General features: G+C 72.8%; 20 protein-coding genes and 2 pseudogenes. 15 read left to right on the forward strand and 7 right to left on the reverse strand.

All coding sequences use genetic code 11. The annotated features are described in order from the left end of the window. Positions 1-53: 53 nt before the first annotated feature. Positions 54-845: a class I SAM-dependent methyltransferase gene (locus B124_RS16415; RefSeq protein WP_496503584.1), complete on the reverse strand. Its 792-nt coding sequence runs from the start codon at positions 843-845 to the stop codon at positions 54-56. Positions 846-1,036: 191 nt separating this feature from the next. Here B124_RS16415 and B124_RS16420 point away from each other — a divergent pair, with 191 nt between their 5' ends. The 13 genes and pseudogenes from B124_RS16420 (at position 1,037) to B124_RS16480 (ending at position 20,324) form a co-directional block, all read left to right on the forward strand. Further along, positions 1,037-1,819, forward strand: a complete 783-nt coding sequence (locus B124_RS16420) for a class I SAM-dependent methyltransferase (RefSeq protein WP_496503585.1) — start codon at positions 1,037-1,039, stop codon at positions 1,817-1,819. Continuing rightward, positions 1,816-2,091, forward strand: a complete 276-nt coding sequence (locus tag B124_RS16425) for an FAD-binding oxidoreductase (protein WP_496503586.1) — start codon at positions 1,816-1,818, stop codon at positions 2,089-2,091. The genes B124_RS16420 and B124_RS16425 overlap by 4 nt, the downstream gene beginning before the upstream one ends. A gap of 18 nt (positions 2,092-2,109) precedes the next feature. Further along, positions 2,110-2,514: pseudogene (locus tag B124_RS16430) on the forward strand (GNAT family N-acetyltransferase); the annotation flags it as partial. A 68-nt stretch (positions 2,515-2,582) separates the two neighbouring features. Next, positions 2,583-3,374 (forward strand): hypothetical protein, encoded by a 792-nt coding sequence (locus tag B124_RS16435; RefSeq protein WP_496503587.1) that lies wholly within the window; start codon positions 2,583-2,585, stop codon positions 3,372-3,374. A gap of 421 nt (positions 3,375-3,795) precedes the next feature. After that, on the forward strand, positions 3,796-4,680 hold the full coding sequence (locus B124_RS16440) for a hypothetical protein (RefSeq protein WP_496503588.1): 885 nt from the start codon (positions 3,796-3,798) through the stop codon (positions 4,678-4,680). 711 nt (positions 4,681-5,391) lie between these two features. Next, positions 5,392-6,582: a serine/threonine-protein kinase gene (locus B124_RS16445; RefSeq protein ID WP_496503589.1), complete on the forward strand. Its 1,191-nt coding sequence runs from the start codon at positions 5,392-5,394 to the stop codon at positions 6,580-6,582. Then, positions 6,579-7,769: a hypothetical protein gene (locus B124_RS16450; protein ID WP_496503590.1), complete on the forward strand. Its 1,191-nt coding sequence runs from the start codon at positions 6,579-6,581 to the stop codon at positions 7,767-7,769. Before B124_RS16445 ends, B124_RS16450 begins: the two co-directional genes overlap by 4 nt. Before the next feature lie 29 nt (positions 7,770-7,798). Then, on the forward strand, positions 7,799-8,458 hold the full coding sequence (locus B124_RS16455; RefSeq protein ID WP_496503591.1) for a hypothetical protein: 660 nt from the start codon (positions 7,799-7,801) through the stop codon (positions 8,456-8,458). Then, entirely contained in the window at positions 8,455-10,953 is a 2,499-nt protein-coding gene (locus tag B124_RS16460) for an Hsp70 family protein (protein ID WP_496503592.1), read from the forward strand. Before B124_RS16455 ends, B124_RS16460 begins: the two co-directional genes overlap by 4 nt. Beyond that, positions 10,950-12,086, forward strand: coding sequence for a tetratricopeptide repeat protein (locus tag B124_RS16465; RefSeq protein WP_496503593.1), 1,137 nt, complete (start codon positions 10,950-10,952; stop codon positions 12,084-12,086). The genes B124_RS16460 and B124_RS16465 overlap by 4 nt, the downstream gene beginning before the upstream one ends. A 278-nt stretch (positions 12,087-12,364) precedes the next feature. Continuing rightward, on the forward strand, positions 12,365-13,045 hold the full coding sequence (locus B124_RS16470; protein WP_496503594.1) for a hypothetical protein: 681 nt from the start codon (positions 12,365-12,367) through the stop codon (positions 13,043-13,045). Between the two features lie 42 nt (positions 13,046-13,087). Further along, positions 13,088-15,127, forward strand: coding sequence for a flotillin family protein (locus B124_RS16475; RefSeq protein ID WP_496503595.1), 2,040 nt, complete (start codon positions 13,088-13,090; stop codon positions 15,125-15,127). Positions 15,128-15,272: 145 nt separating this feature from the next. Continuing rightward, a complete protein-coding gene (locus B124_RS16480) occupies positions 15,273-20,324 on the forward strand; it encodes a DNA repair ATPase (protein WP_496503608.1) in 5,052 nt (1,683 codons plus the stop codon). Here B124_RS16480 and B124_RS16485 read toward each other — a convergent pair. After that, complete coding sequence (locus B124_RS16485; RefSeq protein ID WP_496503596.1) at positions 20,227-20,817, reverse strand: LysE family translocator; 591 nt, start codon at positions 20,815-20,817, stop codon at positions 20,227-20,229. The genes B124_RS16480 and B124_RS16485 overlap by 98 nt on opposite strands. A 41-nt stretch (positions 20,818-20,858) precedes the next feature. Beyond that, on the reverse strand, positions 20,859-21,467 hold the full coding sequence (locus tag B124_RS16490; protein WP_496503597.1) for a YdcF family protein: 609 nt from the start codon (positions 21,465-21,467) through the stop codon (positions 20,859-20,861). A gap of 666 nt (positions 21,468-22,133) precedes the next feature. On the opposite strand from B124_RS16490, the gene B124_RS16495 reads away from it, so the two are divergent. After that, entirely contained in the window at positions 22,134-22,430 is a 297-nt protein-coding gene (locus tag B124_RS16495; protein ID WP_496503598.1) for an ATP-binding protein, read from the forward strand. Here the strand turns inward: B124_RS16495 and B124_RS16500 are convergent. From B124_RS16500 to B124_RS16515, 4 genes and pseudogenes are all read right to left on the reverse strand, one after another. Next, positions 22,423-22,728 carry a hypothetical protein gene (locus tag B124_RS16500; RefSeq protein ID WP_496503599.1) on the reverse strand — a complete coding sequence of 102 codons (306 nt, stop codon included), beginning with the start codon at positions 22,726-22,728 and terminating at the stop codon, positions 22,423-22,425. The two genes, B124_RS16495 and B124_RS16500, sit on opposite strands and share 8 nt — an antisense overlap. A gap of 76 nt (positions 22,729-22,804) precedes the next feature. Then, complete coding sequence (locus B124_RS16505) at positions 22,805-23,149, reverse strand: hypothetical protein (protein ID WP_496503609.1); 345 nt, start codon at positions 23,147-23,149, stop codon at positions 22,805-22,807. Between the two features lie 74 nt (positions 23,150-23,223). Continuing rightward, positions 23,224-23,427 (reverse strand): annotated as a pseudogene (locus B124_RS16510) (hemerythrin domain-containing protein); the annotation flags it as partial. Then, complete coding sequence (locus tag B124_RS16515; protein WP_496503600.1) at positions 23,417-24,196, reverse strand: alpha/beta hydrolase; 780 nt, start codon at positions 24,194-24,196, stop codon at positions 23,417-23,419. The pseudogene B124_RS16510 and the gene B124_RS16515, both read right to left, overlap by 11 nt. Before the next feature lie 310 nt (positions 24,197-24,506). On the opposite strand from B124_RS16515, the gene B124_RS16520 reads away from it, so the two are divergent. Continuing rightward, on the forward strand, positions 24,507-24,742 hold a 236-nt coding region (locus B124_RS16520; RefSeq protein WP_496503601.1), incomplete at its 3' end, for a transposase.

The following is a 24,742-nucleotide window of genomic DNA, read 5'->3' on the forward strand; positions in this document are numbered from 1 at the left end:
CACCACCGGTATGGGGCGCGCGCAGTCCGCGCGCGCCCCGTACCACCCATCGCTCAGGCCGGCTTGCGCGCCTCGACGAGCGTCCGCGAGCTGTGCGCGACGAACGGGCCTTCGGCCTCGATCAGTTCGTGCATCTCGCGCAGCCGCGGCCGGTACTCCGCCACCGTGAAGCCCGGCACCATCCAGATCACCTTCCGCAGGAAGTACGCCACCGCCCCCACGTCGTAGAACTCCATCCGCAGCCGCTCCGTACGCAGTTGGACGATCTCCAGCCCGGCCTCCTCCGCCGCCGCGCGCTCGCGCTCCGGGTCGCGGGCCTGCCGCGCCTGGTCGGGCAGCGGCCCGAGAAAGTACTCGACCAGCTCGAAGACGCTCGCGGGACCGACGTGCTGCGCGAAGTACGTCCCGCCGGGCCGCAGGACGCGGGCGATCTCGTCGAAGTACGGCTTCACGGGGTGCCGGCTGACGACGAGGTCGAACGCGCCGTCCGCGAACGGCAGCGGCGGCTCCTCCGGGGCGGCGACGACGACGGTGCCGAGAGGGTGCAGCACGGCCGTGGCCTTGGCGACGTTCGGCGGCCATGCCTCGGTGGCCACGGACAGCGCCGGCCGCACCGGCACCCCGGCGAGCACCTCGCCGCCGCCGGTCTGGATGTCCAGCGACGCGCTCGCGCCGGCCATGCGCGCGCCCATGGACCGCTGGTACCCCCAGGAGGGCCGGGCCTCGGTGGCGCGGCCGTCGAACCAGGAGAAGTCCCAGCCTTCGGTGGGGGTCGCGGCGGCCTCGTCGAGGAGGCGGTCGAATGCGAAGCCGGAGCCGGAGGGGGAGGCGGGGTCGGAGGTCATGGGAGTGATCGTCGCAAACGGAAGGGGACGGGAGCGACCGGATAAGGGCGTCACCGCAGGCGGGGCGTGGACCGGGTAGTGCGCGGCGCACAACAGACAGGGCAAGAACGTCAAGCGCCTGCCGAATACGCCTGCTCAAGCCCCCGGGGCTTGAACGATCATTTCCTCCCGACCGATCTGTGGAGGGGGAGATGGGCAGTCAGTTTGATGGCCTGGCGCTCGCCTACGAGAGCTGCGCGGCGGAGCTGCCGGTGCGCCGTTTCCTGGAGTATCCGAGCTACTTCGAGGCGCTCGGGGACGTCACGGGCCTGAACGTCCTCGACCTCGGCTGCGGCAACGGTGTCTACACCCGGCGGCTGCGTTCCCACGGAGCCCGGCGGGCCGTCGGGGCGGACGTCTCCGACGGCATGCTGGCCTACGCCCGGCACCGGGAAGAAGGGGAACGGCTGGGCGTCGAATATCTGAGCCGTGACGTCATGGGCCCTGCCGATGCCGCCGACCCCGCGCTGGACGGCGCGTTCGACCTGGTCGCCGGGGTGTACGTGACCCCGCACGCACCGACCGCCGACGCCCTGCGGGGCTTCTTCCGTACCGCGCGGCGGGCGCTCCCGAAGGCGGGCGGGCGTTTCGTCACCTACGTGCTCAGCCCCGACGCGGTCGTGATGCCCGGCTACTACGCCGGATACGGCTTCGACCTGGTGGCCCTCGACGCGGACGGGGCTGGGCAGGACGGGGCCCCGCTGACGCTGACCGTCGCTCCCCCCGGGTTCGACGCCTTCTCCGTCGCCGCCTGGCGCTGGTCCCGTACCACCCAGGAGGACGCGGCGCGGGCCGCGGGCTTCGACGATCTGCGCTGGACCTGGCCGCAGGTCACCGACGAGGGGCTTGCCCTGCACGACGCGGCGTACTGGAAACGCTATCTGGACCAGCCGCACGCGCTGATCCTCACCTGCGTGGCAGGGCCGGCCAGTTGAGGGCGGCCGGGAACGCGCGCGCCGGCGCGCAGGACGGGGTCATCGACCGCCGTCCCCGGCTCATCGCCCGCCCCCGTACCCTCGCCGAGGTCCAGTCGGGCATCCGCTACGCGCTGGACCACCGGCTTCCGCTCGCGGTACGCGGCAGCGGGCACAACGTCACCGGCAGCGGCACCTGCGACGACGGCCTGGTCCTCGACCTCTCCCTGCTGCGCGCCGCCGAGGTACGCGCCGACGAGCGCACCATCCGGGTGCAAGGGGGCGCGACCTGAGGGGACTTCGACGGCTTCGTCGCCCTGGCCCGCGCCACCGCCGCCAAGTACGACAACTCCGACTACTACCGCCCGGGCCTCTTCCAGGACTTCGTCCTGGCCCTGGGTGAGGACGTCCGCTTCCTGGAACTGCGCATCGACGGCGCGCTGGTCTGCTCCGGCCTGATCCTCACCGACGACACCCGCTTCCACTTCTGGGCCTGCGGCTTCGCCCCCATGGAGACCTTCAGCGGCTTCTACGTCGCCTTCGACCACATCATGCGCGGCGCCTTCGGCTCCGGCCGCGCCTGGGTCGAACCCGGCCGCCGGAACCCCACCTTCAAGCGGCGCTACGGCCTCACCCCCCCGCACCCTGCGGGCGTGGCTCGCCGAAACCGCGTAACCCCGGGGCGATCGGGGGCAGACGCTCCACCGTGCGCGTGAATACGGCGTTATGCACGAATATGCATCATTTGTGGTGGCTAGTGAGCGGATGGACCAAGAGGAGGGTCATGATGAGGTACATCCACAGCGCGGCGCTTGCCGCCGGCATCGCGTTCTGCGCCGTCGCCGCCCCCGCCTGGGCGGACGGCGAGCAGGAGGCACCGGCGGTCACGGTCTCCAGGGTGAACGGCCCGCCCGTCACCCTGGGCGCGAACCAGGAGGTGAGCCTGCCGCGGGTGGTCTGCCCGTCGGGCTCGACGTCCACCGGCGGCGGTGTGACGGTCTCCCCCGACAACGGGGTCTTCATCCGCGAGTCGCTTCCCGGGGGCAGCGGCTGGGACGTGACCGTCGACAACAGGAGCGACGGTACGCGCACCGCGACGCCCACGGTGATCTGCTCGACGGACACGACGCTCACGCACCAGTTCGGAGCCGCCGCCGGCGGCGACGAGGGCGTCAGCACGGCGAACTGCCCCTCCGGGCAGACGCCGGCCGGCGGCGGGGGCTCGGCCGCGCAGGGCAACTACCTCACCATGTCGTCGCCCAACCTGGTCTCCTGGATGGCACGGGCCAAGAACACGGGCAGCATCGTCTCCGGCGTGAACGCCTTCGCCCGGTGCTCCAGCCGGGCGCATTCCCAGGCGAGCGGCAACGGCGTCCTGGTGCAAGCGGGGCAGGTGGGCTCGTCCCACGCGGAGTGCCCCGCCGGCCAAGTGCCGACCGGCGGCGGCGGACTCGGCCAATTCAACCTCGTCCACACGGCCTCGTTCCCCACGGCGACCGGCTGGACCGTGCGCTCCACCAACATGGACAACGTGCAGCACACCGTGTTCGCCGACGTGGTCTGCACCACTCCCTGACGGTCCGCCGCGAACAGGCGTCCGCCGCGGCAGGCGCCGGTTCCGGTTTTCTGCACGCGTTGAATTCGCCGGTGCCGCCCGGGAATTCGGAGATCATGAACTCCCGCGGCGCTCACCCCTGGCCTTCCACGGTTTTCCTCAGGTATGCATGCCGCAGCGGACTTCGGCGTGACAAATTGTCGTCACGCCGAAGTCCACCCTGCCGCGGCGCCGGCGCGGAACCATGGGGCCGACGACCGCCGGCCCCTCGTGGCACACCGCTCAAAGCAGGAGGCTCGCCGTGCACACCAATGAGATGGGCGTTTTCGGGGTCTCCCCCGCGGAAGAGCGGCTTTACCGGCATTTCCTCCGCCACCCCGACTCCAGTTCAGCAGGCGTCCACGTGAAGCTCGGCCTCTCCCGGCAGGAAAAGGAACGGGCCATGACCCGCCTGGTCCGGCTGCGGCTGCTCAGACCCGGGGATCGGCCGGAATTCTTCATTCCCGTCGATCCGGAGCAGGTCGTGGCACGGCTCACCGAGATGCGGCTGCGTGAGATGTACCAGGAGATCCAACGCCTCACCCAGAGCCGGCAGGTACTGACCGCGCTGCGCGCGGAGTGCACGGCGACCCCGGCGGACGGCGGCCCCGCAGGCGGCGCCTACGGCGGGGAGCACGGGGTGGAGGAAATAGACGACCGCGCGGTCCTGAGCAACCGGCTGGAGGAGCTGGTCTTCTTCGCGCGGGAGGAGATCGCCTCCGTCGAGCCCGGGTACCACCTGATGAACGAAGAGATTCTGAACCGGCGCACCTTGGAGTGGCGGGCGCTCAAGCGCGGGGTGCGGCGGCGGCTGGTGCTGCCCGCGGCCACGCTGCGGCATCAGCGGGTCGCCGGGCACGTGCGGGAGTTGCTGGCCCGGGGCGGCGAGGTGCGGGTGGTCGAGAAGATCACGGACCAGCTCGCCGTGTACGACAGGCGGGTCGCCCTCATGCCCAAGGACCCGGAGCACCACGGCGCCGGCACGCTGATGGTACGGGGACAGGGGCTGGTCAGCACGCTGTCGGGGCTCTTCGAGAAGGTGTGGGAGGAGGCGGAGGACGTCTCCGTCGAGCTGTGCAAGCCCGGGGAGCCGGAAGCGGAGCTGTCGGAGGCGGAGCTGCGGGTGCTGCGGATGATGTGCGAGGTGGGCAAGGACGAGACCGGGGCGCGGGATCTGGGTGTCTCCGTACGCACGTACCGCCGGCACGTCGCCGACGTGCTGCGGGTACTCGGCGCCTCCACACGGGCGCAGGGCGCGCTGCTCGCCCGTGAACGCGGGTGGGTGTGACCGCGGTCGGCTCTCCACCGGCCGGCCCGCACAGCCGTGGTGCGGCACCGGCCGCAGCCTGATCCGCTCCGGTTCCCCCGCAGGCGGGCCGCGGTGCGGGCGGTCCGCCTGCCGGCCGGGTGAGTGCGGTCCGGCGCTCCCCGGGACCGGCGAGCGGGATGACCCGGTCCGGGTCCTTCCCCGCCCGCTGCGCGCGGACCGGAGTAGCCCCGTGTCCACCCCGAACCGCGCGCAGCAGTCCCTCGTGCGCCGGCTACGGCGGCAGCGCGTACCCCGCCGCCTCACCCGCGCTCACCGGCGCCGCCGGGGGCGGGGGGAGCCGCACGCGGGGGCTGTCTGCGGGGGTGGGGGCGGGAGCGGGGTCGGCATGCGAGCCACCTGTGTCCTGAAGGGGGTCGTAAGGACGCCCGCGACGCTATCCCCGTACACCGCGGCCGGGGAGGCCCGAAGCTGTCATAAACCTGCATCTGCACGCGCAGCAAGCGGCCAGATCCCCCCGAAGCGGTGCCGCCGGCCACTCGCCGGCAGGTGTTCCACCGTGCCTCCGCCCCGCCTCCGCCACACCCCGCCCCCCTGCCCCCTCCGCCCCGGCGCGGGAGGGGTCCCGGGCCCCCGGGGATACAACGATTCCGATGGGCCGCCCGGCACCGGCCGCACCGTGGCCGGGGCCCACGGCCGCAACCGGACAGGGGGAGAGGGGGGAGCGCGCCGATGGCGGAGAACCGGACGGCGGGCGGCGCGGCCGGCGCGCGGGAACCCCTGCTCGCGCAGGGGCAGCGGGTCCACGACGGCCTGGTGGTGGACCGCAGGCTGGGCGAGGGCGCGTTCGCCGAGGTGTACCGCGTACGCCACCACGTGCTCGGCTGGCAGGCCCTCAAGCTCTTCAAGCACGGCGCCTCCCTCGGCGCCAACTTCAGCAGGCTCGACGAGGCGCGGATCCTCTCCACCCTCGGCCACCCCAGCATCATCCGGGTGTTCGACGCCGGCACGGTGGACACCGCCCAGGGCATGCGCGGCTACTTCACCATGGAGTACGTGGCCGGGGGCAGCCTGCAGCGGCTGGTCGAGAGCCACGGCGGCGTCGTCCCCGTCCCCCAGGTCACCGCCGTGCTGCGGCAGGCGGCCGACGGGCTGTCCGTCGCCCACGAGCGGCAGCAGCCGGTCGTGCACCGGGACTTGACGCTGGCCAACGTGCTCGTCGCGTACGACGAGTCCGGACTGCGCGTCAAGGTGAGCGACTTCGGCCTGGCGCGGGAGACCGACCCGGTGACGCGGGCGGCGAGCGCTCAGGGCACGGTCGCGTACATGCCGCCCGAGGTGCTGATCCGCGGGCGCGGCTACTCGTCCGCCGGAGACGTGTGGGCGCTGGGCACGATCGTGTACTACCTGCTCACGAACCGCTTCCCGTACGACGCGGACGACCCGGCGCGGGCGTTCTCGCCGGAGCGGTTCGAGCACCCGCTGCGCCCGCCGGGCGACTTCAACGACGACGCGGACGCCGGGCTGGAGTGGCTGATCGCGGACATGCTGCGCGTCGACCCGGCCGAGCGGCCGGCGATGCGCGAGGTGGCGGAACGCGCTCTGGCCCCGGACCAGCCGGTGCCCCTGCCCACGGCACCGCCGCCCGCGGCACCCCCGCCCGCCGCACCGCCGAACGCGGACGCACCGCCCGCGGACGCGCCGCGCACCGCGCCTCCGGCCGCGCCCGAAGCGCACGAAGCGCACGAAGCGCCCGTCCCGCCCGCCGACGAACTCGTCCGCACCGCCCTCGCACTCTCCCGCGTCCCCGGCCGCCTGGCGGACGCGGCCGACCGACTCGAAGAAGCCCTCAGCCGCCACCCCCGCCTGCGGGAACGGCATCTGACCCGGCTCACGACCTGGCGCAGAGGAGTCATCCAGTGAAGGAGTCCCCGGCCCGCTTCGCGGACCTGGCGGGTCTGCGGCTGTACCGCAGGAACATCTTCGCCGTCACCGGACTGCCCGTGGACGCCCAGGGCCGTGCGGTACGGCGGCACCGGCAGCGCCTGGACGCCCGGCTGGCAGTCGAGGAGACCTGGCCGGGCGACGCCGACTCGCCCGTGCGCGGCGGGCACCGCAAGGAGGAGGTCCGGCTCGCCTTCGAGGAGTTCCAGGACCCGCGGCGCCGGCTCGTGGACGAGCTGCTGTGGTACTGGCGGGACGCCGACCTCGGCTGCGACTGCACCCCCTTGATGCACGACCGGCACGACGAGGCCGTACGCGCGCACAGCCAGGCCATCGAGGCGGAGGCCGCCGGCCCGCGCCCGCTGACCGGGGGCGAGCACGCCCGGCTCTGGCGCGCCGCCGCGACGCGCTGGGCGGCGCTGCTGGACAACCCCCGCCTGCGCGGCCACATCGCCCACCGCATGTCCGCCCTGGCCGACCCGCGGCTCGACGACTACTCCCCGGACGACTTCCTGGACGGCGTCCCCCGGCTGCTGCTCTCCCCGTTCGCCGAACTCGCCGGCGACCGGTCCGTCCGGCCGCGGCTGGCGGAGGTCTGCGCCGAGTGGACGGGCCACCCGGTCTTCGCGGGGCCGCTGCCCGACGTCTTCGAGGACACCGTCGACGAGGCGGTCGAGCGGGTGAACGACGCCGTGCGGACCGCCGGTGAGCGGCAGGAGGCGGGCCGGCACGCGGACGCCCTCGCGACCCTGGAGGACCGGCTGCTGCCCGCGTACGCGGAGTTCGAGTCGCTGGAGACGTTCGTCTCCGAGTCGCGGTCCGAGGAGATGGCGCACACGGTCACCGTGGCGCTGAACAACGTCGCGCTCGGGATCTGCGAGGCGGGCCAGCACCGGCCGTTCCGGACCAGGCTCATCGAGGTGATGGAGACCGCGAGCAGGATCGCCCCCGACCGGGACCAGGCGCAGATCGACCAGAACCTGACGTCCGTCCGGCTCGGCCGCCCGGCGGGGGACGTGAAGATGAAGCCCAGTGAGTGCCTGTCCTGCGTATGGATCCTGGCGGTGATCGCCGGCGGCATCGTCGCGGGGCTGACGGCGGGCGCGGCCTGGGCGGTCGGGATCATCGTCGGCGGGTTCGTCCTCGCGGGGATGTTCGCGTCATGAATCCGTACGCCACCCAGGGAAGGGCTCCGATGACACAGCACGCCCGCCACCGGGCGAGAGGGCGCCTGCGCGCCGCGCTCGGACAGTGGCGCCAGCCGCCTGAGTTCCGCGTACCGCCGCCGCTGCTCGGCCCGGCCCAGACGGCGTGGGCCGCGGACGTCCTGGCGGAGGTCGAGGCGGCGGAGGCGCTGGCGCGGGCCGCTCTCCCGGCGGCGGCCGGCACCGAAGCAGCCGACACGGCCGACACAGCCGAAGCAGCCAACGCCGCCGGATCCGGCGGGGACGCCGGGGCGGGCGGGGCCGACACCGCGGCCACCGGCGCCGGTTCCGGAGCCCTGGTGGGCGCGGCCACCGGCCTCTGGCGCGCGCTGCGCAAGCTCGACCAGGACGCCGGTTCGCTGTCCCCTGCCGACCTGCGGCAGGTCCGGCTCCAGGTGCGCGCGAGCCGCCAGGCGCTCGCCGACGACGGGCTGGAGATCCAGGAGCACGACGGCGAGCCGTTCGACTCCGGGCTCTCCCTGGAGGCGCTGGTCTTCCAGGACGAGCCGGAGCTGACCCGCGAGGTCGTGCTGGAGACCGTACGGCCGTCCGTCTACTTCCGCGGCCGGCGCATCCAGATGGGCCAGGTCATCGTCGGCAGGCCCCCGCAGACCCCCGGTGCAGAGACGACCAAGGAGACCCCGGCGTGAGCGAGACCATCGACTACGGCATCGACCTCGGCACCACCAACAGCGCGATCGCGGTGGCGGAGGACGGCGGCGTGCGCGTCGTCAAGAACAACGACGGCTGGGACACCACCCCCTCCGCGGTGTGGATCCCCAAGAGCGACATCGTGCACGTCGGCAGGCGCGCGCGGGAGCGTACGGAGTCCGATCCGGCCGACGCACACGCCGAGTTCAAGCTGGAGATGGGGGTGGCGGGGGCGGCGCGCCGGTTCCAGCGCGCCGGTCTTTCGCTGACGCCCGAGCAGTTGTCCGCGGAGGTGCTGAAGTCGCTGCGGCAGGACGCCGCGCACGACTCCGAGACCGAGCTTGAGGCCGCGGTGATCACCGTGCCCGCGGCCTTCGCCCTCAACCAGAACAACGCCACCTCCGAGGCCGCCGCCCTGGCCGGCCTCAGCGAGCACTGCCCGCTGGTGCAGGAGCCGACCGCCGCGGCCATCGCGTACGGCGTGCAGGACACCGCGGAGTCCGCCCACTGGATGGTCTTCGACCTCGGCGGCGGGACGTTCGACGCCGCGGTGATGAGCAAGCGCGACGGCGAGCTGCAACTGATCCAGCACGCGGGCGACCCGTACCTGGGCGGGAAGCTCATCGACTGGGCGATCGTCGACGACCTGCTGGCGCCCGCCGTCCGCCGCGAGCTGGGGCTGCCGGACTTCACCCGCGGCAACGACCGCTGGCTGGGCAACTTCGCCAAGCTCAAGGTGGAGGCGGAGGACGCGAAGATCGCGCTGTCCCGTACGACCAAGGTCGAGCTGGGCTTCGACCTGCTGGACGCCGACGGGAACAAGCAGCCCTTCGAGTACACGCTGACCCGCGACGCGCTCGACGACCTCGCGCTGCCCTTCTACACCCGCGCGATCAAACTCTGCCGGGACGCGCTGGCCGAGAGCGCGCTGCGCCCCGACCACATCGACCGGCTGCTCCTGGCCGGCGGCTCGACGCTCAGCCCCGGGCTGCGCGCCCTGCTCACCGACCCGGACACGGGGCTCGGCATCGCCGTGGACCACAGCCAGGACCCGACGACCGTGGTGGCCCGCGGCGCGGCGGCGTTCGCCCGTACCGTACGGCGCCCGCGGAAGGTGCGGGCCGCGGCCCCGGGCGAGTTCGCGGTCGAGCTGAACTACCCCACCCAGACCGTCGACACCACGGACATCCCGGTGTCCGGCAGGGTGACCAGCGGCAGCGCCGTGGACCTCACCCGGTACGCGGTCGTGCTCAGCAACCCCGACGGCCGGCCGGCGTTCCGCGGGCCCCGTACCGCGCTCACCCGGGACGGCACCTTCTACACCGAGGTCGCCCTCACCGCCGGGACCACGTCCCGCTTCACCGTCGAGCTGACCGGCGCCTCCGGTACGCGCCAGCGGCTCGCCGGCGACAGCCTGTCGATCACGCACGCGAAGGTCGTCCCCGGCGAGGCGGTGCTGACGGGCACCCTCGGCATCGGCAGGGCCGACGGCTCGTTCGACCCGCTGCTGCGCAAGGGCACGACGCTGCCGGCCATGGTGACGAAGATCTACCGCACCACGATCCCGCTGCACCGCTCCGAGCCGGACGCGGTGATCCGCATCCCGCTGCTGGAGGGCGAACGGCCGCGCGCCGAACGCAACACGCGCGTGGGGCAGTTGGAGATCCGGCCCGGTGACGTCCGTATCGACCTGCCGGCGGAGAGCGAGGTGGAGGTGACGTTCGAGATCGAGGCGAGCAGCAGGGAGGCGCTGGCGACCGCCCACATCCCGCTGGTCCAGCAGCAGTTCGAGGCGACCATCAACCGCACCGAACTCCTCGCGCCGGACCAGCAGGAGCTGGCCGGCCGGCTGCGCCGCCTGGAGCAGCGCGTACGCGGTCTGAAGGACGACGCGGAGTCCGAGCACGCCGAACAGGCCAGGACCCGGCTGGAGAAGCTGGAGGAGCACCGCCCGCTCACGCAGCTCGGCAGGGAGGTGGACGCCGCGGGCGTCGACACGGGCGCGGCGGTGACCAGCGACCGCCGGATGCGCGACCTGGAGGCCGAACTCGACGACATCGAGGAGGCCATCGAGATCCCCGGTCTCGAACGCCGGCTGTGGGACGTGCTCGGCGCGTGCGAGGACATCATCCAGCAGGTCGGCGGCACCCCGGCGGACCGGCGGGAGCTGGAGAACCTGCGCCAGCGCGCGAGCGCGCTGGGCGCGGAGGCGACGCCGGCGGACCTGCGGAAGCTGGTGAAGCGGGCGGAGGACTTCCAGGTGGAGCTGCTGCGGCGGACTGACGAGTGGGACTTCGTGGTGTTCAACGCGCTGGTGGAGATGCGCGACCAGATGCATCCGCGCAGCCAGGCCGACGCGGCGATCCGCGACGGCCGGAGGGCCATGGCGGCGGGCGACCGGGGGGCGCTCCCGGGGGTGAACCAGCGGCTGCGGCGGCTGCTGCCGCCGGACGTCGGGGACGTGGTGGACAGGAAGGAGGGCGGGGTCAGGTGAGCACGGACACGAGCACGACGGCGGGCGGCACGGCGGACGGCGGCGGCATGGGAGCGGGACCCGGTGCGGCGGCAGGCGGAGCCAGTGCGGCGGCAGACGCGGGCACGGCAGGCGGCGGCGCTACGGCGCAGGGTGACGGCTCGGCGGCGGACGGGGGCACGGGGGCGGGCGGCCGTACGGCAGCGGAGGCCGGTGCCGCGGCAGGCGGGGCCGGGGCGGCGGGCGCGTTGCGGGCGGCCCTGCTCGTGGCGCGCGTCCGCGCGGCGGCGCGGGCCGGCAACCTGGACGAGGCGCTGCGCCTCCTGCGTACGGCGGAGGCCCGCGACGCCCGGTCGGTGGGCGAACGCCGCGACGTCCTGGACCTGTTCGCCCGCGTCCACGCCCAGCGCGGCGAGCTGGACGCGGCGGCCACGTACTGGCGCCGCGTCCAGGCCCGCCACCCCGACGACCCCGCCGCCACCGCGGGCCTGGCCCGCATCGCCCGCCTCACCGCGGACGGCCCCCGGGCGTCCCTGGCCCGCCACCGGACCCGTACGGCCGCGGTGGCGGCGGTGTGCGCGGTGGCGGTGGTGGCGACGGGAACGGTGGCGCTGACCGGAGGCGAGCAGGGGTCGTCTCGTACGGAGACGGAGACGACGGCGGCGGCGACGGAGCAGCAGATCGAGGAGCGCGTACGCAAGGAGCTGGCGGCGGCGCAGGAGACACAGCGCACGCAGGAGGCCGCACGCGGCGAGGAAACGGCCCGGGAGCTGGCGCGTACGCTCCGCTCCCCCGGCCTCCGCCCGCAGGCACAGGGCCGGTCGGTGGAGGTGGTCTTCACCGAGGGCGTCTTCTCCGAAGGCGCGGAGCTGACCGACGCGGGCGCCGCCCGGCTCGCGGCCCTGGGCGAGCGCCTGGCGCCGGTGGACGCCCGCATCGCCATCCACGGCCACGCCGCCACCGTCCCCGACGCGCCGCGCAGTGGCGGCTCGGTGGTCGCCCTCTGGCGCGCCCTCATCGCGGCCCGCGAACTCTCCGCCGCGAGCGGCAAACCCCTCACGGCGTTCACGACGTCGAGCGCGGACCAGCGCGACGCCCCGTACGACGAGGACGCGAAGAACCGCACGGTGACGGTGGTGATCACCCCGCGCTGACCCGCTCCCCTACCGCATCCGTGCAACCGCGGCGCGGGAAAACTGCCGGAACCAGGCAATGACCCCCAACGAGCAGACTCGCACGCCGAGTTCTACGCCGCCCCCGACCCCCTCCCCCACCCTGCCCCACACGCGAACTGACCCACCGTGACCGCGCAGCGGCGGTACGGAAAGACTGCCGGAACCAGGCAGTGAATCCCAACGAGCCAAGTGGCACGCTGAGTTCCGCCGGCGCCGGAGGCGGAAGTGCCCCGCCCGGTTCGGTGGAGGGGGCGACAATGGGTGCTTTCGCGGACGCCGCGCTGGGTTTTCCGGCCGTCGTCTTCAGCGTCCCCCTGCTCGTCGTGATCGCCTACTGGCTGTTCGCCGCGGTGACCGGCATGGCCGGTGACGCCGCCGGTGCGGGCGGCGACGTGACCGCCGACGGCCCTGCCGGTCACGACGGGGCCGCGGGCGGGTTCACCGTCCTGCCGGCCGCCCTGGGGCTCGGCGGTGTGCCGGTGACGGTGGTGCTGTCGCTGGTCGTCGCGGTGGCCTGGTTCACGGCGCTGGCGGCCGGAGTCGTCATCGACGGCGCCGGGCCGCCCCCGGCGCTCGCCTGGCCCGCCCGGACGGCCGGCTTCGTACTGGCGCTGGCCGCCGGCTGGTACGCCACCTGGCTGCTGGCCCGCCCGCTGCGCCGCCTCGGCGCCACCGGCAGGCCCGCCGGACGCCGGGACTTCATCGGCCGCATGTGCGTCGTGCGCACCTCGGCCGTCACCTCCGCGTACGGCCAGGCGGAGGTGACCGCGGCCGACGGCTCCAGCGCGACCATCCAGGTCAGGGGCGAGGCCGGCAACAGCCTCGCCGCCGGCAGCCGCGCCCTGATCTTCGACTACGACGCCGAAGGCGAGTTCTTCCGCGTCGCGCCCGCCGACGGTGTCCCCGACGCTCCGGGCCCCCTCGGCTCCCTCGGCTGACACGCACGTCCAGACCGTAGAGAAGTAGAGAAGGAAGTACTGATGACCGCCATCACCACGGGACTCGGCGTGCTGCTTGCCGTGCTCCTGCTCATCGGGCTCGTGCTGCTGTTCGCGGTGAGCCGGCTGTTCCGCAAGGTGCGGCAGGGCCACGCGCTGATCGTCTCCAAGATGCGGAAGGTCGACGTGACCTTCACCGGCACGGTCGTGCTGCCGGTGCTGCACAAGGCCGAGCTCATGGACATCTCCGTGAAGACCATGGAGATCGAGCGCACCGGCAAGGAAGGGCTGATCTGCCAGGACAACATCCGCGCCGACATCCGCATCTCGTTCTTCGTCCGGGTCAACAAGACCGTCGAGGACGTCGTCAAGGTGGCGCAGGCGATCGGCACCGAGCGCGCCAGCGACCAGGACACGCTGCAGGAGCTGTTCAACGCCAAGTTCTCCGAGGCCCTCAAGACCGTCGGCAAGCAGCTCGACTTCGCCGACCTCTACACCAAGCGCGACGAGTTCCGCGACCGGATCATCCGCGTCATCGGGACCGACCTCAACGGCTACAGCCTCGAAGACGCCGCCATCGACTATCTGGAACAGACCCCGATGGCTCAGCTCGACGCCCAGAACATCCTCGACGCCCAGGGCATCCGGAAGATCACCGAGCTGACCGCGGTCGAGAACGTACGCACCAACGAGCTGCGGCGCGACGAGGAGAAGGAGATCACCCGCAAGAACGTCGAGGCCCGCGAGGCGGTCCTCGAACTGGAGCGCCGCCAGGCCGACGCCGAGGCGAAGCAGCAGCGCGAGGTCGGGATCGTACGGGCGCGGGAGGAGGCCGAGACCGCCAAGGTGCAGGCCGAGGAGCGGCTCAAGGCGCACAGCGCGCACCTCAAGACGGAGGAGCACCTCGGCATCCAGAACGAGAACCGGGAGCGCGAGATCGCCGTCGCCCAGCTCAACCGCGAGCGGGTCGTCGCCATCGAGCACGAGAAGATCGAGAAGGACCGGCTGCTGGAGGTCATCGCCCGGGAGCGGGCGACCGAGCTGTCCCGGATCGCCAAGGACAGGGAGGTCGAGGGCGAGAAGCGGGACATCGCCGACGTCGTACGCGAGCGGATCGCGGTGGAGAAGACCGTGGCGCAGCAGGAGGAGGAGATCAAGAAGCTGCGTACGGTCGAGGAGGCCGAGCGCGAGCGCCAGGCGCTGATCATCGCCGCGGAGGCGGCGGCGCAGGAGCGGCTGGTCAAGGACATCAAGGCCGCCGAGGCGGCCGAGCAGGCGGCGGACCACCGCGCCGCCGAGGAACTGACGATGGCCCAGGCCCGGCGCAAGGCCGCCGAGCTGGACGCGGAGGCGGCCATCCGGCTGGCCGAGGGCAAGCAGGCCGACGCCGCCGCCGGGGGGCTTGCCGCCGCCCAGGTGCAGGAGCGCAGCGCGGAGGCCATCGCCAAGGTCGGCAAGGCCGAGGCCGACGTCGAGCGGGACAAGGCGCTCGCCGGGGCCGAGGGGCTGCGGGAGAAGCTCGCCGCGGAGGCCGCGGGCATCACCGAGAAGGCCGCGGCGATGGCCGCGCTGGACGCGGCCAGCAGGGAGCACGAGGAGTACCGGCTGCGGCTGGAGGCGGAGAAGGACATCCGGATGGCGCAGGTCGACGTGGGCCGTCAGATAGCCGAGGCGCAGGCGACGGTGCTGGCCACCGGCCTGGAGAACGCGGACATCAGCATCGTCGGCGGGGACAGCGTCTTCTTCGACAAGCTGGTCAACGCGGTGTCGATGGGCAAGAGCGTGGACGGCTTCGTCGACAGCTCCGCGTCGGTGCAGGCGATGGCGGGGCCGTGGCTGCGGTCCGACAGCACGTTCACGTCGGACCTGACGGCGATGACCGCCGGCCTCGGCGCGGCGGGCCTGCGGGACCTGAGCGTCGCCGGGCTGCTCAGCCGCCTCATCGCGGCGGGCGGCCCGCACGCCGGGACGCTGACGGGGCTGCTTCAGGCGGCGCGGGAGAGCGGCGCGGCGGACCTCCCGGCGGCGTCGCTGGTCGGCCCGGCGCTGGTCAACGGGGCGCCGCAGCAGGTCAAGGAGTAGCCGGTACGGGTACGGGGCCGGGCCCCGTACCCGTACGGCGGGGCCGGCGACGGGGGACGCCGGGGCCCCGGGAACGACGGGGCAGGACGAGCACGACGGGCACGACGGGCACGACGGGCACGACGAGATCGAGGTGGAGGACGACGTGGAGCACGAGGTGCAGACCTCCCCGCCGGAGGCGCCCGGCGGCCCGGAGGCGCCCGGGGGCGCGGACGCCGTCGCGGCCGGCACGTACGAGGTGCTGCGCGACCGGCTGCACGCCGCCGCCGGGGAGCTGGCCCGCGGCGCGGAGGCGCTCAACGCCCGCCGTATCGAGGAGTTCGGCGGCGCCGAGGCGCGGCTGGCCGGCACCGAGCGCATCAGGACCGAGCACAACTGCGTGCCCCGCGACATCGTGCAGGTCGGCGGCGCGCTGCTGTTCGGCTACAACGTCCATCTCGGCCTCAAGCCCGAGACCGACGTCGGCGACGTGTTCTCGCTGCACCGCTTCGAGTTCACCGCGGACAGCGAAGACGGCGCGGACGGCGCGGACGGCGGCGACGGCGCGGCGATACGGTTCCACGCCGCGCCCCAGGACGCCGTCCCCGGCCTGCTCGACGACCCCGCCTTCCGCCGGGACTTCGCCGAGCTGTACCGCTACTACCGCGAGACCCAGCTCCTCCAGCTCCGCCTGGCCCGCTCCCACCTCCTCGCCGTCTTCCAGACCGGGAACGCGCTCACCGACATCCGCGTGCTGCGCTGGCGCATCGCGCCGGACGGCACCGTCGCCTACGTGGACGACCGCGGCGAGCGCGACCACGTCTTCCCGCCCGCCCACGACTTCGAGTGGACGGCCACCACCCGCGCCGACCACGTCCAGGGCCGCCACCCGCACGTCTCCATCCGCGGCCTGGTCTTCGTCGAGTGCATCGGCGGCACCCTGACCCTCAAGGTCGAGGACAGCACCGACACCGGCGAGGGCGTCTACAGCGAGCCCGTGGACGAGCCGCTGCAGTCGCTGGCCGACGCCGAGATCGAGTACGCCGTCGTGGGCCCGCTGGTGCTGCTGCGGATCCTCCCGTACAACGAGAAGGACCGCCGCCACCTCGTCTACAACACCCGCTCCCGGGAAGTCGTCCGCCTCGACGGCCTCGGCCAGGCGTGCCGCCGGCTGCCCGAGGAGCAGGGCGTGATCTTCCCCGGCGGCTACTACCTCGCCGACGTCCCCGCCGGCAGCGCCGCGCGGACCTTCGACACGGAGACGAAGGATCTGGAGTACCAGGGCGTCGTCCGCTCCCCGAACGGCGAGGACGTCCTGTACGTCTTCCACGCCCGCGCCGAGGGCCGGACCCTGCTGCTGCCGTACAACGTGATCCGCAAGGACGTCACCACCCTCTGGCAGACGCACGGCTGGTCGCTCTTCGACGACGGCACGATGATCGCCTTCAGGACGGCGGCCGGCAGCGAGCCGACCCGGGTGCACCCGGTGCAGGTCTGGCAGACCCCGTACGTCTCCGACGCGCACGCCGCGGCCCAGTCCGCCGGCGGCGGCCCCCTGGCCCGTATCGGCAACGCCGAACTCGTCCGCGCGGTCTCCGACTGCCTGTCGGTGGCACGGATGGCCGACGGGATGGAGCCGAACGGCGCCGTCTTCGAGGCCATCGTCGCCGCCGCGACCCGCGTCGCCGACAACCACCACTGGCTGGGCGAGGCGGTCTCCGGCGGGCTCGCCGCACCGCTGGAGACCGTCCGCAGCACCGCCGAGCAGGTCATCGACGAGTTCGAGCGGGTCGAGGAGCTGCGCGCCCAGGCCGCCGCGGCCATCGACGAGGCCGCCGAGCGGATCACCGGCCAGGTGCGCCGGGCCCGGGGCACCGCCCCGGACTCCGCCGAGGGCTGGGTGCGCAGGCTCGCCGGACTCCGCCGCTCCCAGGGCCGCCTGGACACGCTGCGCGAGCAGCGCTACGCCGACCTCGGCCGCATCGGCGAACTCGACGCGCAACTGGCCGAGTCGCTGTCGGCCACCGGCCGCCGCGCGGTCGCGTTCCTCGCCGAGGAGACGGCCTTCGACGCCGCCCGCGAGGCCGCCGGCGAGCTGGCCGACGAGGCCGGCGCGGTGGCGACGGCCGCGGCGGCGGCACCGGTCGCGGAGCGTATCGACGAGCAGGCCGGGGCGCTGCAGGCCGTCACCGAGGTCGTCGGCACGCTCGACCTGGCGGACGCGACCGTACGGACCTCGATCCTCGCCCGTATCGGCGAGGTGCTCGGCGCCGTCAACCGGGCCCGCGCCCGGCTGGACGCCCGCCGCCGCGAGCTGGCCGAGCGGGAGGGCAGGGCCGAGTTCGCCGCCGAGTTCGCGCTGCTGGGCCAGGCGGTGACCGGCGGCCTGGCCGCGGCCGGCACGCCGGAGGAGTGCGACGACCAGCTCGGCAGGCTCATGCTGCGGCTGGAGGACCTGGAGGCGAAGTTCGGCTCCCTGGAGGACTTCGCCGAGCAGATCGCCGCGCGGCGCGAGGAGGTCTACGAGGCGTTCTCCGCCCGCAAGCAGGCGCAGCTCGACGAACGAGCCCGGCACGCCGACCGGCTGGCGCGGTCCGCAGAACGGATCCTCGGCACCGTCTCCCGCCGGGCCGCGGCCCTTCAGAACGCGGACGACGTCCACACCTTCTTCGCCTCCGACCCGCTGGTCGCCAAGGTCCGTACCACCGCGGACGAGTTGCGCACCCTCGGCGACACGGTGCGCGCCGAGGAGCTTCAGGCGCGGCTCAAGGCCGCCCGCCAGGAGGCGGTACGCGCCCTGCGCGACCGCACCGACCTCTACGACGAGCAGGGCACGCTGCGGCTGGGGCGGCACCGGTTCGCCGTCAACCCCCGGCCCGCCGAGCTGACGCTCGTGCCGCAGGACGGGGAGCCGGTGTTCGTGATCACCGGCACGGACTACCGGGCGCCGGTGGCGGATCCCGCCTTCGCGGACACCCGGGCCTTCTGGGACCAGCCGCTGGTCTCCGAGTCGCCGGCGGTCTACCGGGGCGAGTACCTGGCGGCGCGACTGCTCGCCGGCACCCCGGCGGCGCAGCTCGCGGCGGCGGCCGGGGACGGGGCCGGGAGCGGGGCCGGGAGCGGGGCCGGGAGCGGGGCCGGGAGCGGGGCCGGGGCCGGGGCCGGGGCCGGGCTGGCGGAGCTGGCGCGGCAGTCCGCGGAGGCGGCCTACGACGAGGGATACGACCGCGGCGTCCACGACCGGGACGCGGCGGCGATCCTCGGCGCGCTGCTGCGGCTGCACGAGGCGTGCGGCCTGCTGCGGTTCACCCCGGAGGTCCGGGCGGCGGCGCAGTTGTTCTGGGCGTACGGGGCCGGGGACCAGGAGCGCGCCGGCTGGGCGACGCGGGCCCGGTCGCTGGCCCGCGCGCGGGCGGCCTTCGGCCTCGACGGGGCGGTGGCGGAGCTGTCGGCGGAACTGGCGGCCCGGGCGGCGGAGTTCCTCGCCGCGGCGGGACTCCCCTGCCCGGCGTCGCCCACGGAGTCCGCCGCCGTCGGCACGTACCTCTTCGAAGAGCTGGCCGCCGCGGCGGACACGCCCGCGTTCGTCACCAGCCCCGCCGCCCGCGCCCTGCGCACCGGCTTCCGCGACGCGCTCGGCCCGGACGCCGCCAAGGAGTACGAGCGCGACCTCGACGCCCTCGCCGGCGACCCCGCCGCCCGCCGCCAGTTGGCCGCCGCCTGGCTCGGCGCGTACGCGACCGGCACGGGCGCCGACGCCTCCTGCCTCGCGGAGGCCGTCGCCGCGGAGGTCACCGGCGACGACGTGACCCGGCAGGACTCCGACGCCGGCACCGAGACGGCCGTAGCAGGGCTGCTCGGCACCCACCGCCGCATCGACGGCGGCCGGCTCACGGTACGCATCGACGAATTCCTCTCCCGCACCGCCGAGTTCCGCGAGGTGCGCGTCCCCGCCTACCGGGCGTACACCCGCCGCCGGACCGCCCTCGTCGGCGCCGAGCGCGAGCGGCTGCGCCTGGACGCGTACCGGCCCCGGGTGATGCCGACGTTCGTCCGCAACCGCCTCCTGGACGAGGTGTACCTGCCGCTGATCGGCGACAACCTCGCCAAGCAACTCGGCGCCGCCGGCGGCGAGTCCGGCGCACGCCGCACCGACAGCCAGGGCCTGCTGCTCCTGCTCTCACCGCCCGGCTACGGCAAGACGTCGCTGATGGAGTACGTCGCCGCCCGGCTCGGGCTGGTCTTCGTCAAGGTCGACGGCCCCACGCTGGGCAGCGGCACCACCTCCCTCGACCCGGCCGCGGCCCCGGACGCCGCCGCCCGCCGGGAGATCGAGAAAATCAACTTCGCCCTCGCCATGGGCAACAACACCCTCCTCTACCTCGACGACATCCAGCACACGTCGCCGGAGCTGCTGCAGCGGTTCGTCTCCCTGTGCGACGCCCAGCGCCGCATGGAAGGCGTGTGGGACGGCTCCTCGCGCGTCTTCGACCTGCGCGGCAAGCGCTTCGCGGTGTGCATGGCGGGCAACCCGTTCACCGAGTCCGGGGCCCGCTTCCGGGTGCCGGACATGCTCGCCAACCGCGCCGACGTGTGGAACCTCGGCGACGTCCTGTCCGGCAAGGAGCAGTTGTTCGCCCTCAGCCACATCGAGAACGCACTCACCTCCCACCCCGTACTGGCCCCCCTCGCCTCCCGCGAACGCGCCGACACCGACCTGCTGGTCCGCCTCGCCCACGGCGACCCGGCGGCCCGCACCGACCGCCTCGTCCACCCGTACACGACGGCAGAACTGGACCAGATCCTCGGCGTGCTGCGCCGACTGCTGCACGTCAGGGACACAGTCCTCAAGGTCAACGCGGCCTACATCGCCTCCGCGGCCCAGTCCGACGCCGCCCGCACGGAACCGCCGTTCAGGCTGCAGGGCTCGTACCGCAACACCAACAAGCTCGCCGAGCGGATCATGCCCGTGATGACCGACGACGAGGTGGAGGCGCTGATCGACGACCACTACCTGGGCGAGGCGCAGACGCTGGCCCAGGGCGCGGAGGCGAACCTGCTGAAACTCGCCGAACTACGCGGCCGGCTGACCGCACCCCAGGCGGAACGCTGGCAGACGATCAAGACGACCTACCCGGAACCGGGGACGTGTCCGACACCCCCGCGGCGTCTGGGTGAGCAAAACTCGGGCAGCGTGGGCGATTTGCCCCGGTCTTGAGGGCCGGTTGCAGCGCATTTGTCACGGCGACGTTCACCGGGGCGGCCTGGGCCGGATCGACGAACTGAGGGAGGACGGCCATGAGCGAGGCGATGCTCTTGGGGTTGCTCACCCCCACGAGGAACCCCTCACGAAGCTGGCCGTACCTCGTGCTTTGGGGAGCCTCGCCCACTACGCCGTCCACGTCGGCCGGTGAGGTCCGCCAGGCGGCCAGGAGTGCGCACAGCCCGAGCCAGAAGAGATAGACCGCGCCCAGGATCTTCACGACCATGAAGAGCGCCGCGGACGCTACCACCACGGCCCCCAGCCCGGCTATGACCAACCCGAGGAGCACGAGCCCGCCCAGCGCGTTCCCCAGCACGATCCACATGGCCTCGGCGCGGCCCCGCACGATCGCGCGGCCGGTGGCCAGGATCACCGAGGGCCCGGGGATGGCCGAGAGCAGCGCGGACAGAGCCAGGAAGCCGAAGAGCAGCGCGGGATCGACGGGCATGATTCATGTTAGGCCACTGCTGCATTGTCGTGGCGCCAAGTTCAGCAACGCCACGCTCCTTCGGCGAGGGTTGCCTCTTTGAAGCTGCCGTCAGCGACGCGGCGTGACACTTCCTTCCATTCACGGATAACTCTGCGCTTGCCATCTGGAATGCCCAGCCAGCCAGCACGAGTGACCGCCTGGCCCGCATAAACTGGATCCCATGAGACGCCATAGAAGACGCCGATATCAGGGAGAAGGGTGGCGAGGCTGTGAATGGTGCGGCGGTGATACCACTTGCCGACGGCCGTGATTCGCAATCCGGATTTCAGAGCCTCCCGCAAGTACGGTAGAGCAAGTTCGACATTCTGCCACGTGTTGACGGATCCGTCCTCGCATCGAATTACCTCACCGGGAACACCGCGGTCGATGAGGAGTCTACGGAACTCTCGTCCTTCAATGATCCCATTGTGCCGATTCACTCCGCCGGTCGCGATAATAAATGGCGCAAGTCCTTGATGATATCTTTCAGCGACGATCGCAACGGGTTGAGGTTGGTTACTTCCGAAGATGAGGTGAGCGGTTGGCATATCCTCGGGTGGGAGTGCTTCGATATCTACGAACTCCGTGATACCGCCGACCTGTTCGGCGGTGAAATCTTCACTGTTCATTCACGACCCCTGGGAGCGGTAGACAGCTATGACGTCTGGCCGGTCAGGCGGCTGGTCGCCTCAATGTAGCGGGCATGATACTCAGAGGTTTGGCGAGATTCAGGGAAGTCACGATGGAGAACCCGGTTGAGCTTGCCAGCCAGAACCATGGCCGGCCACGCTGGACGGCTGCCCACGAGCGCGCCACACCCTGAGCATTGACGGCCCGGTCGAGTGATGCGGCAATCGCCCGTGAGGGCGCCTTTCGCCCGCCCTCAAGATCCCCTACGTAGCTCTTGCTGCAATGGGCGAGTGGGCCACCGCACGCAGAGAGCGGCTGCCACGCAGGCGCCGTAGAGCCTGCCCGAATGTCTCCTCCATAGCGAGCCCTCCTGCCCGCTGAGGTGTCCGCTGAGGAGCGGACAGCAGTGGACACGCAAGTCCCATGCCCCGTCGAGCGTGTTGGCAACGCTACTCCTGGGCGTCGGCTCACGGCGGCGCTCCGTCCAAACCCCGTCTATGAGGCGATGCACGATGTCTGATCCCTTGACCCACCCGCCGGGTTCCCCCGTTGAATCGGTGATCACGTGGCAGTGGCGGCGGCATCGCCGGTGTGTGGCGCTGGCGCGCGCGCAGTTGCGTAAGGCGTTGGCCGGGTGAGGGCTGGCCGGGATTGAGGGGTCAGCGGTGTTGGTGCTCTCGGAACTGGTCACGAACGCGGTCGTGCATGCTCGTGTGTCGCCGGGGCGGGAAATCCTGACTCGGTTTGTCCGGCAGGACGGCGGGGTGCGTATCGAGGTGCACGACGCCTCCGACGTGCGGCCGGTACCGCGAGTGCCGAATGACGACGGCGGCTTCGGGCTGCACTTGGTTGAGCACGTCGCGGACCGGTGGGGGGTGGCGGAGCGTGAGATCGGCAAGACGGTCTGGGCGGTGGTGGTTGATCCGGCGAGCGTGCGGGGTGATCCCGCGGAGGCTACGTGAGGTGACCAGGCTTGGTCGGGTCCACCTCGACCGAGACGATCCGGTCCTCCTCGACCCGGATGAGCACGAAGTAGTCCTTGCGGCAGCGCTGGCACTCGGCGTATCCCTCGTCGGCGTAGTTGCCGTCCGGGGGCCGGGTCCGGGGGTGGCGCAGGCCCTTCTCGCCCCAGTCGACGGCGTCGCCGACCGCGTACCGGCGGAGGTCGAGCAGGCCGAACCTGAACTCGATCTCCGCCGTGCACTGCTCGCCGCACCGCGAGCACGTCATGTCCGCGTCCAGGAAGTTGCACATCCCCATCAGGTGACCCTCCGGATCACGTCGGCCAGCCTCACCGCCCCGCGGCCTCCCGCGCCCGGACAGGACCCGGCCCGGCTCACCGCACCTCGGTGAGGCGGGCGGTCGCGACTACCTTCGGCCCTTCCATCACGAGCATCTCGGCGCCCTCGCGCAGGTGCGGCGCCGCCAGTTCCGGCACGAGAAAGCCCACCAGATACGTCCCCGTCCCCTCCGGTCCTTCCGCTACCTGTTCGAGGAGAACGCTGATCTGCTCCGCCGTGGCCGGCCAGCCGGACTGGACCTCCTCGTCGCCTCCCCGGGGGAACACCGCCGTCGCCGCGTACACCGGCGTCGTCGGCGGCCCGGAGCGGCGTCCGCCCTCGGCCGGGCCGCGCCAGGAGACGATCGCCGTGGCCCGGGGGTCGTCGATGTTGTCTTCCATGGCCACAACCGTATGCATGTCACCCTGCATGTCCGCGCGCTCGCCCAGGGTGGCGAACCACTTGCCCGCACCAGTTCCGGGAACAGCGAACCGTCCTCGGCGCGATGGTGGCCGGACAGGGCGGCGCAGAACCCGTGGCAGAACAGCAGCAGGTCGGTGGGGACGTCGGCGGGGCCGCCGCCGTCCAGTCCCGCCCGCGCCAGAGCCAGCGCATCGCGCAGCTTGCCGTGTACCCGCCGCAGTTCCCCGCCCCAGGCGGTGACGCGGTCAGTCGACAAGAACGCCCTCCCGGCGCAGCCAGGCCACGCACACGGTCGTCCAGGACGCGGTGTGCGGCTCGCGCGCGATGAACTTGTGCGGTTCGCCGCCGTATTCCACGCCGTCGGCCAGGCCGATACCGTGGCTGCCGCCCGGGTAGACGTGCAATTCCACCGGTACACCGGCCGCCGCCAGCGCCCGGGTCCACTCCAGGGCGTTGGGCAGGCCCGGCGGGTCCTGGGCGGTGGACCATACGAAGGTCGGGCACACCGACGCGTCCACATGCTTGGCCGGAGACAGCTCGTCCTTGATGGGCAGCAGGTCGCCGAGCAGGTTCTCGACCACCGGTGGCGGCAGCAGGTCGAGGTCGGCCAGCGCGTAGGCCAGGATCGCGAAGTCCGGTCGGGGCGGGTCGGCGACGCCCTCTTCGACGGACAGGACCCGCCCGGTCATGAGCAGGCCGGCGAGTTGGCCGCCCGCGCTCGACCCGATGACGCCGACCCGGCCGACGTCGAGGCCGTGGTCGCCGTTGCGGATGTGGTCCAACCCGGCCCGGGCGTCTTCGAGCGGGGCCGGGAACCGGTCCGGCAGCAGCCGGTAGGACAGGACGAACGCGTGCATGCCGAGGCTGGACAACCAGCGCGCGTAGCCTTCGCCCTCGTGCGGTGGAAGTTCCCGGAAGCCGCCGCCGGGCAGGACGAGGACGGCGGGTCGGGGGCCGAGGAACCGGTCCTCGGCGGGGTAGAGCGTGATCTTCTGTGAAATGGGGGCGGGAATGGCCGTAGCCACCTTTCGATACGACGCCTCCATGCCTGGCGATCCATCCGCCACCGGCACGCGACGCTGCCTGGAACTATAACCGCGAAGGCCAGACGGGCGGTGACCGCTGACCCCACTCCCCACACCGGCGGGGCCGCACCCCGGCACGGCCCCGCCGCAGAGCCGGCAGCGACCGTACGTCGCGTCATCCGCTCAGCGCTTCAGGATGACTTCCTGCGGCAGGATCCCCGCGTCCCACATTTCGTCGAGCTTCTCGAAGAGCGCGTCCATCCCGCCGCCTAGGTCGTGTCCGCAAAGTGGTTGGTGCGTTGGTCTGTTCGTGGTGCGTCGTCATGAGCTGACTGATCAGGCGTGGGTGGTGATCGAGCCGTTGCTGGCTCCTTCGCGGATGGGCCGTCCGGTGCGGGATCGCCGTCAGGTGGTCAACGGCATCTTGTGGAAGCTGTCCACCGGAGCGGCCTGGCGGGATCTGCCCGAACGCTACGGCCCGTGGAAAACGGTCTACGAACGCTTCCGCCGCTGGTCGGCCGACGGCACTTGGAACCGGCTGCTGGC

The sequence above is a fragment of the Streptomyces sp. CNP082 genome (assembly GCF_059570535.1).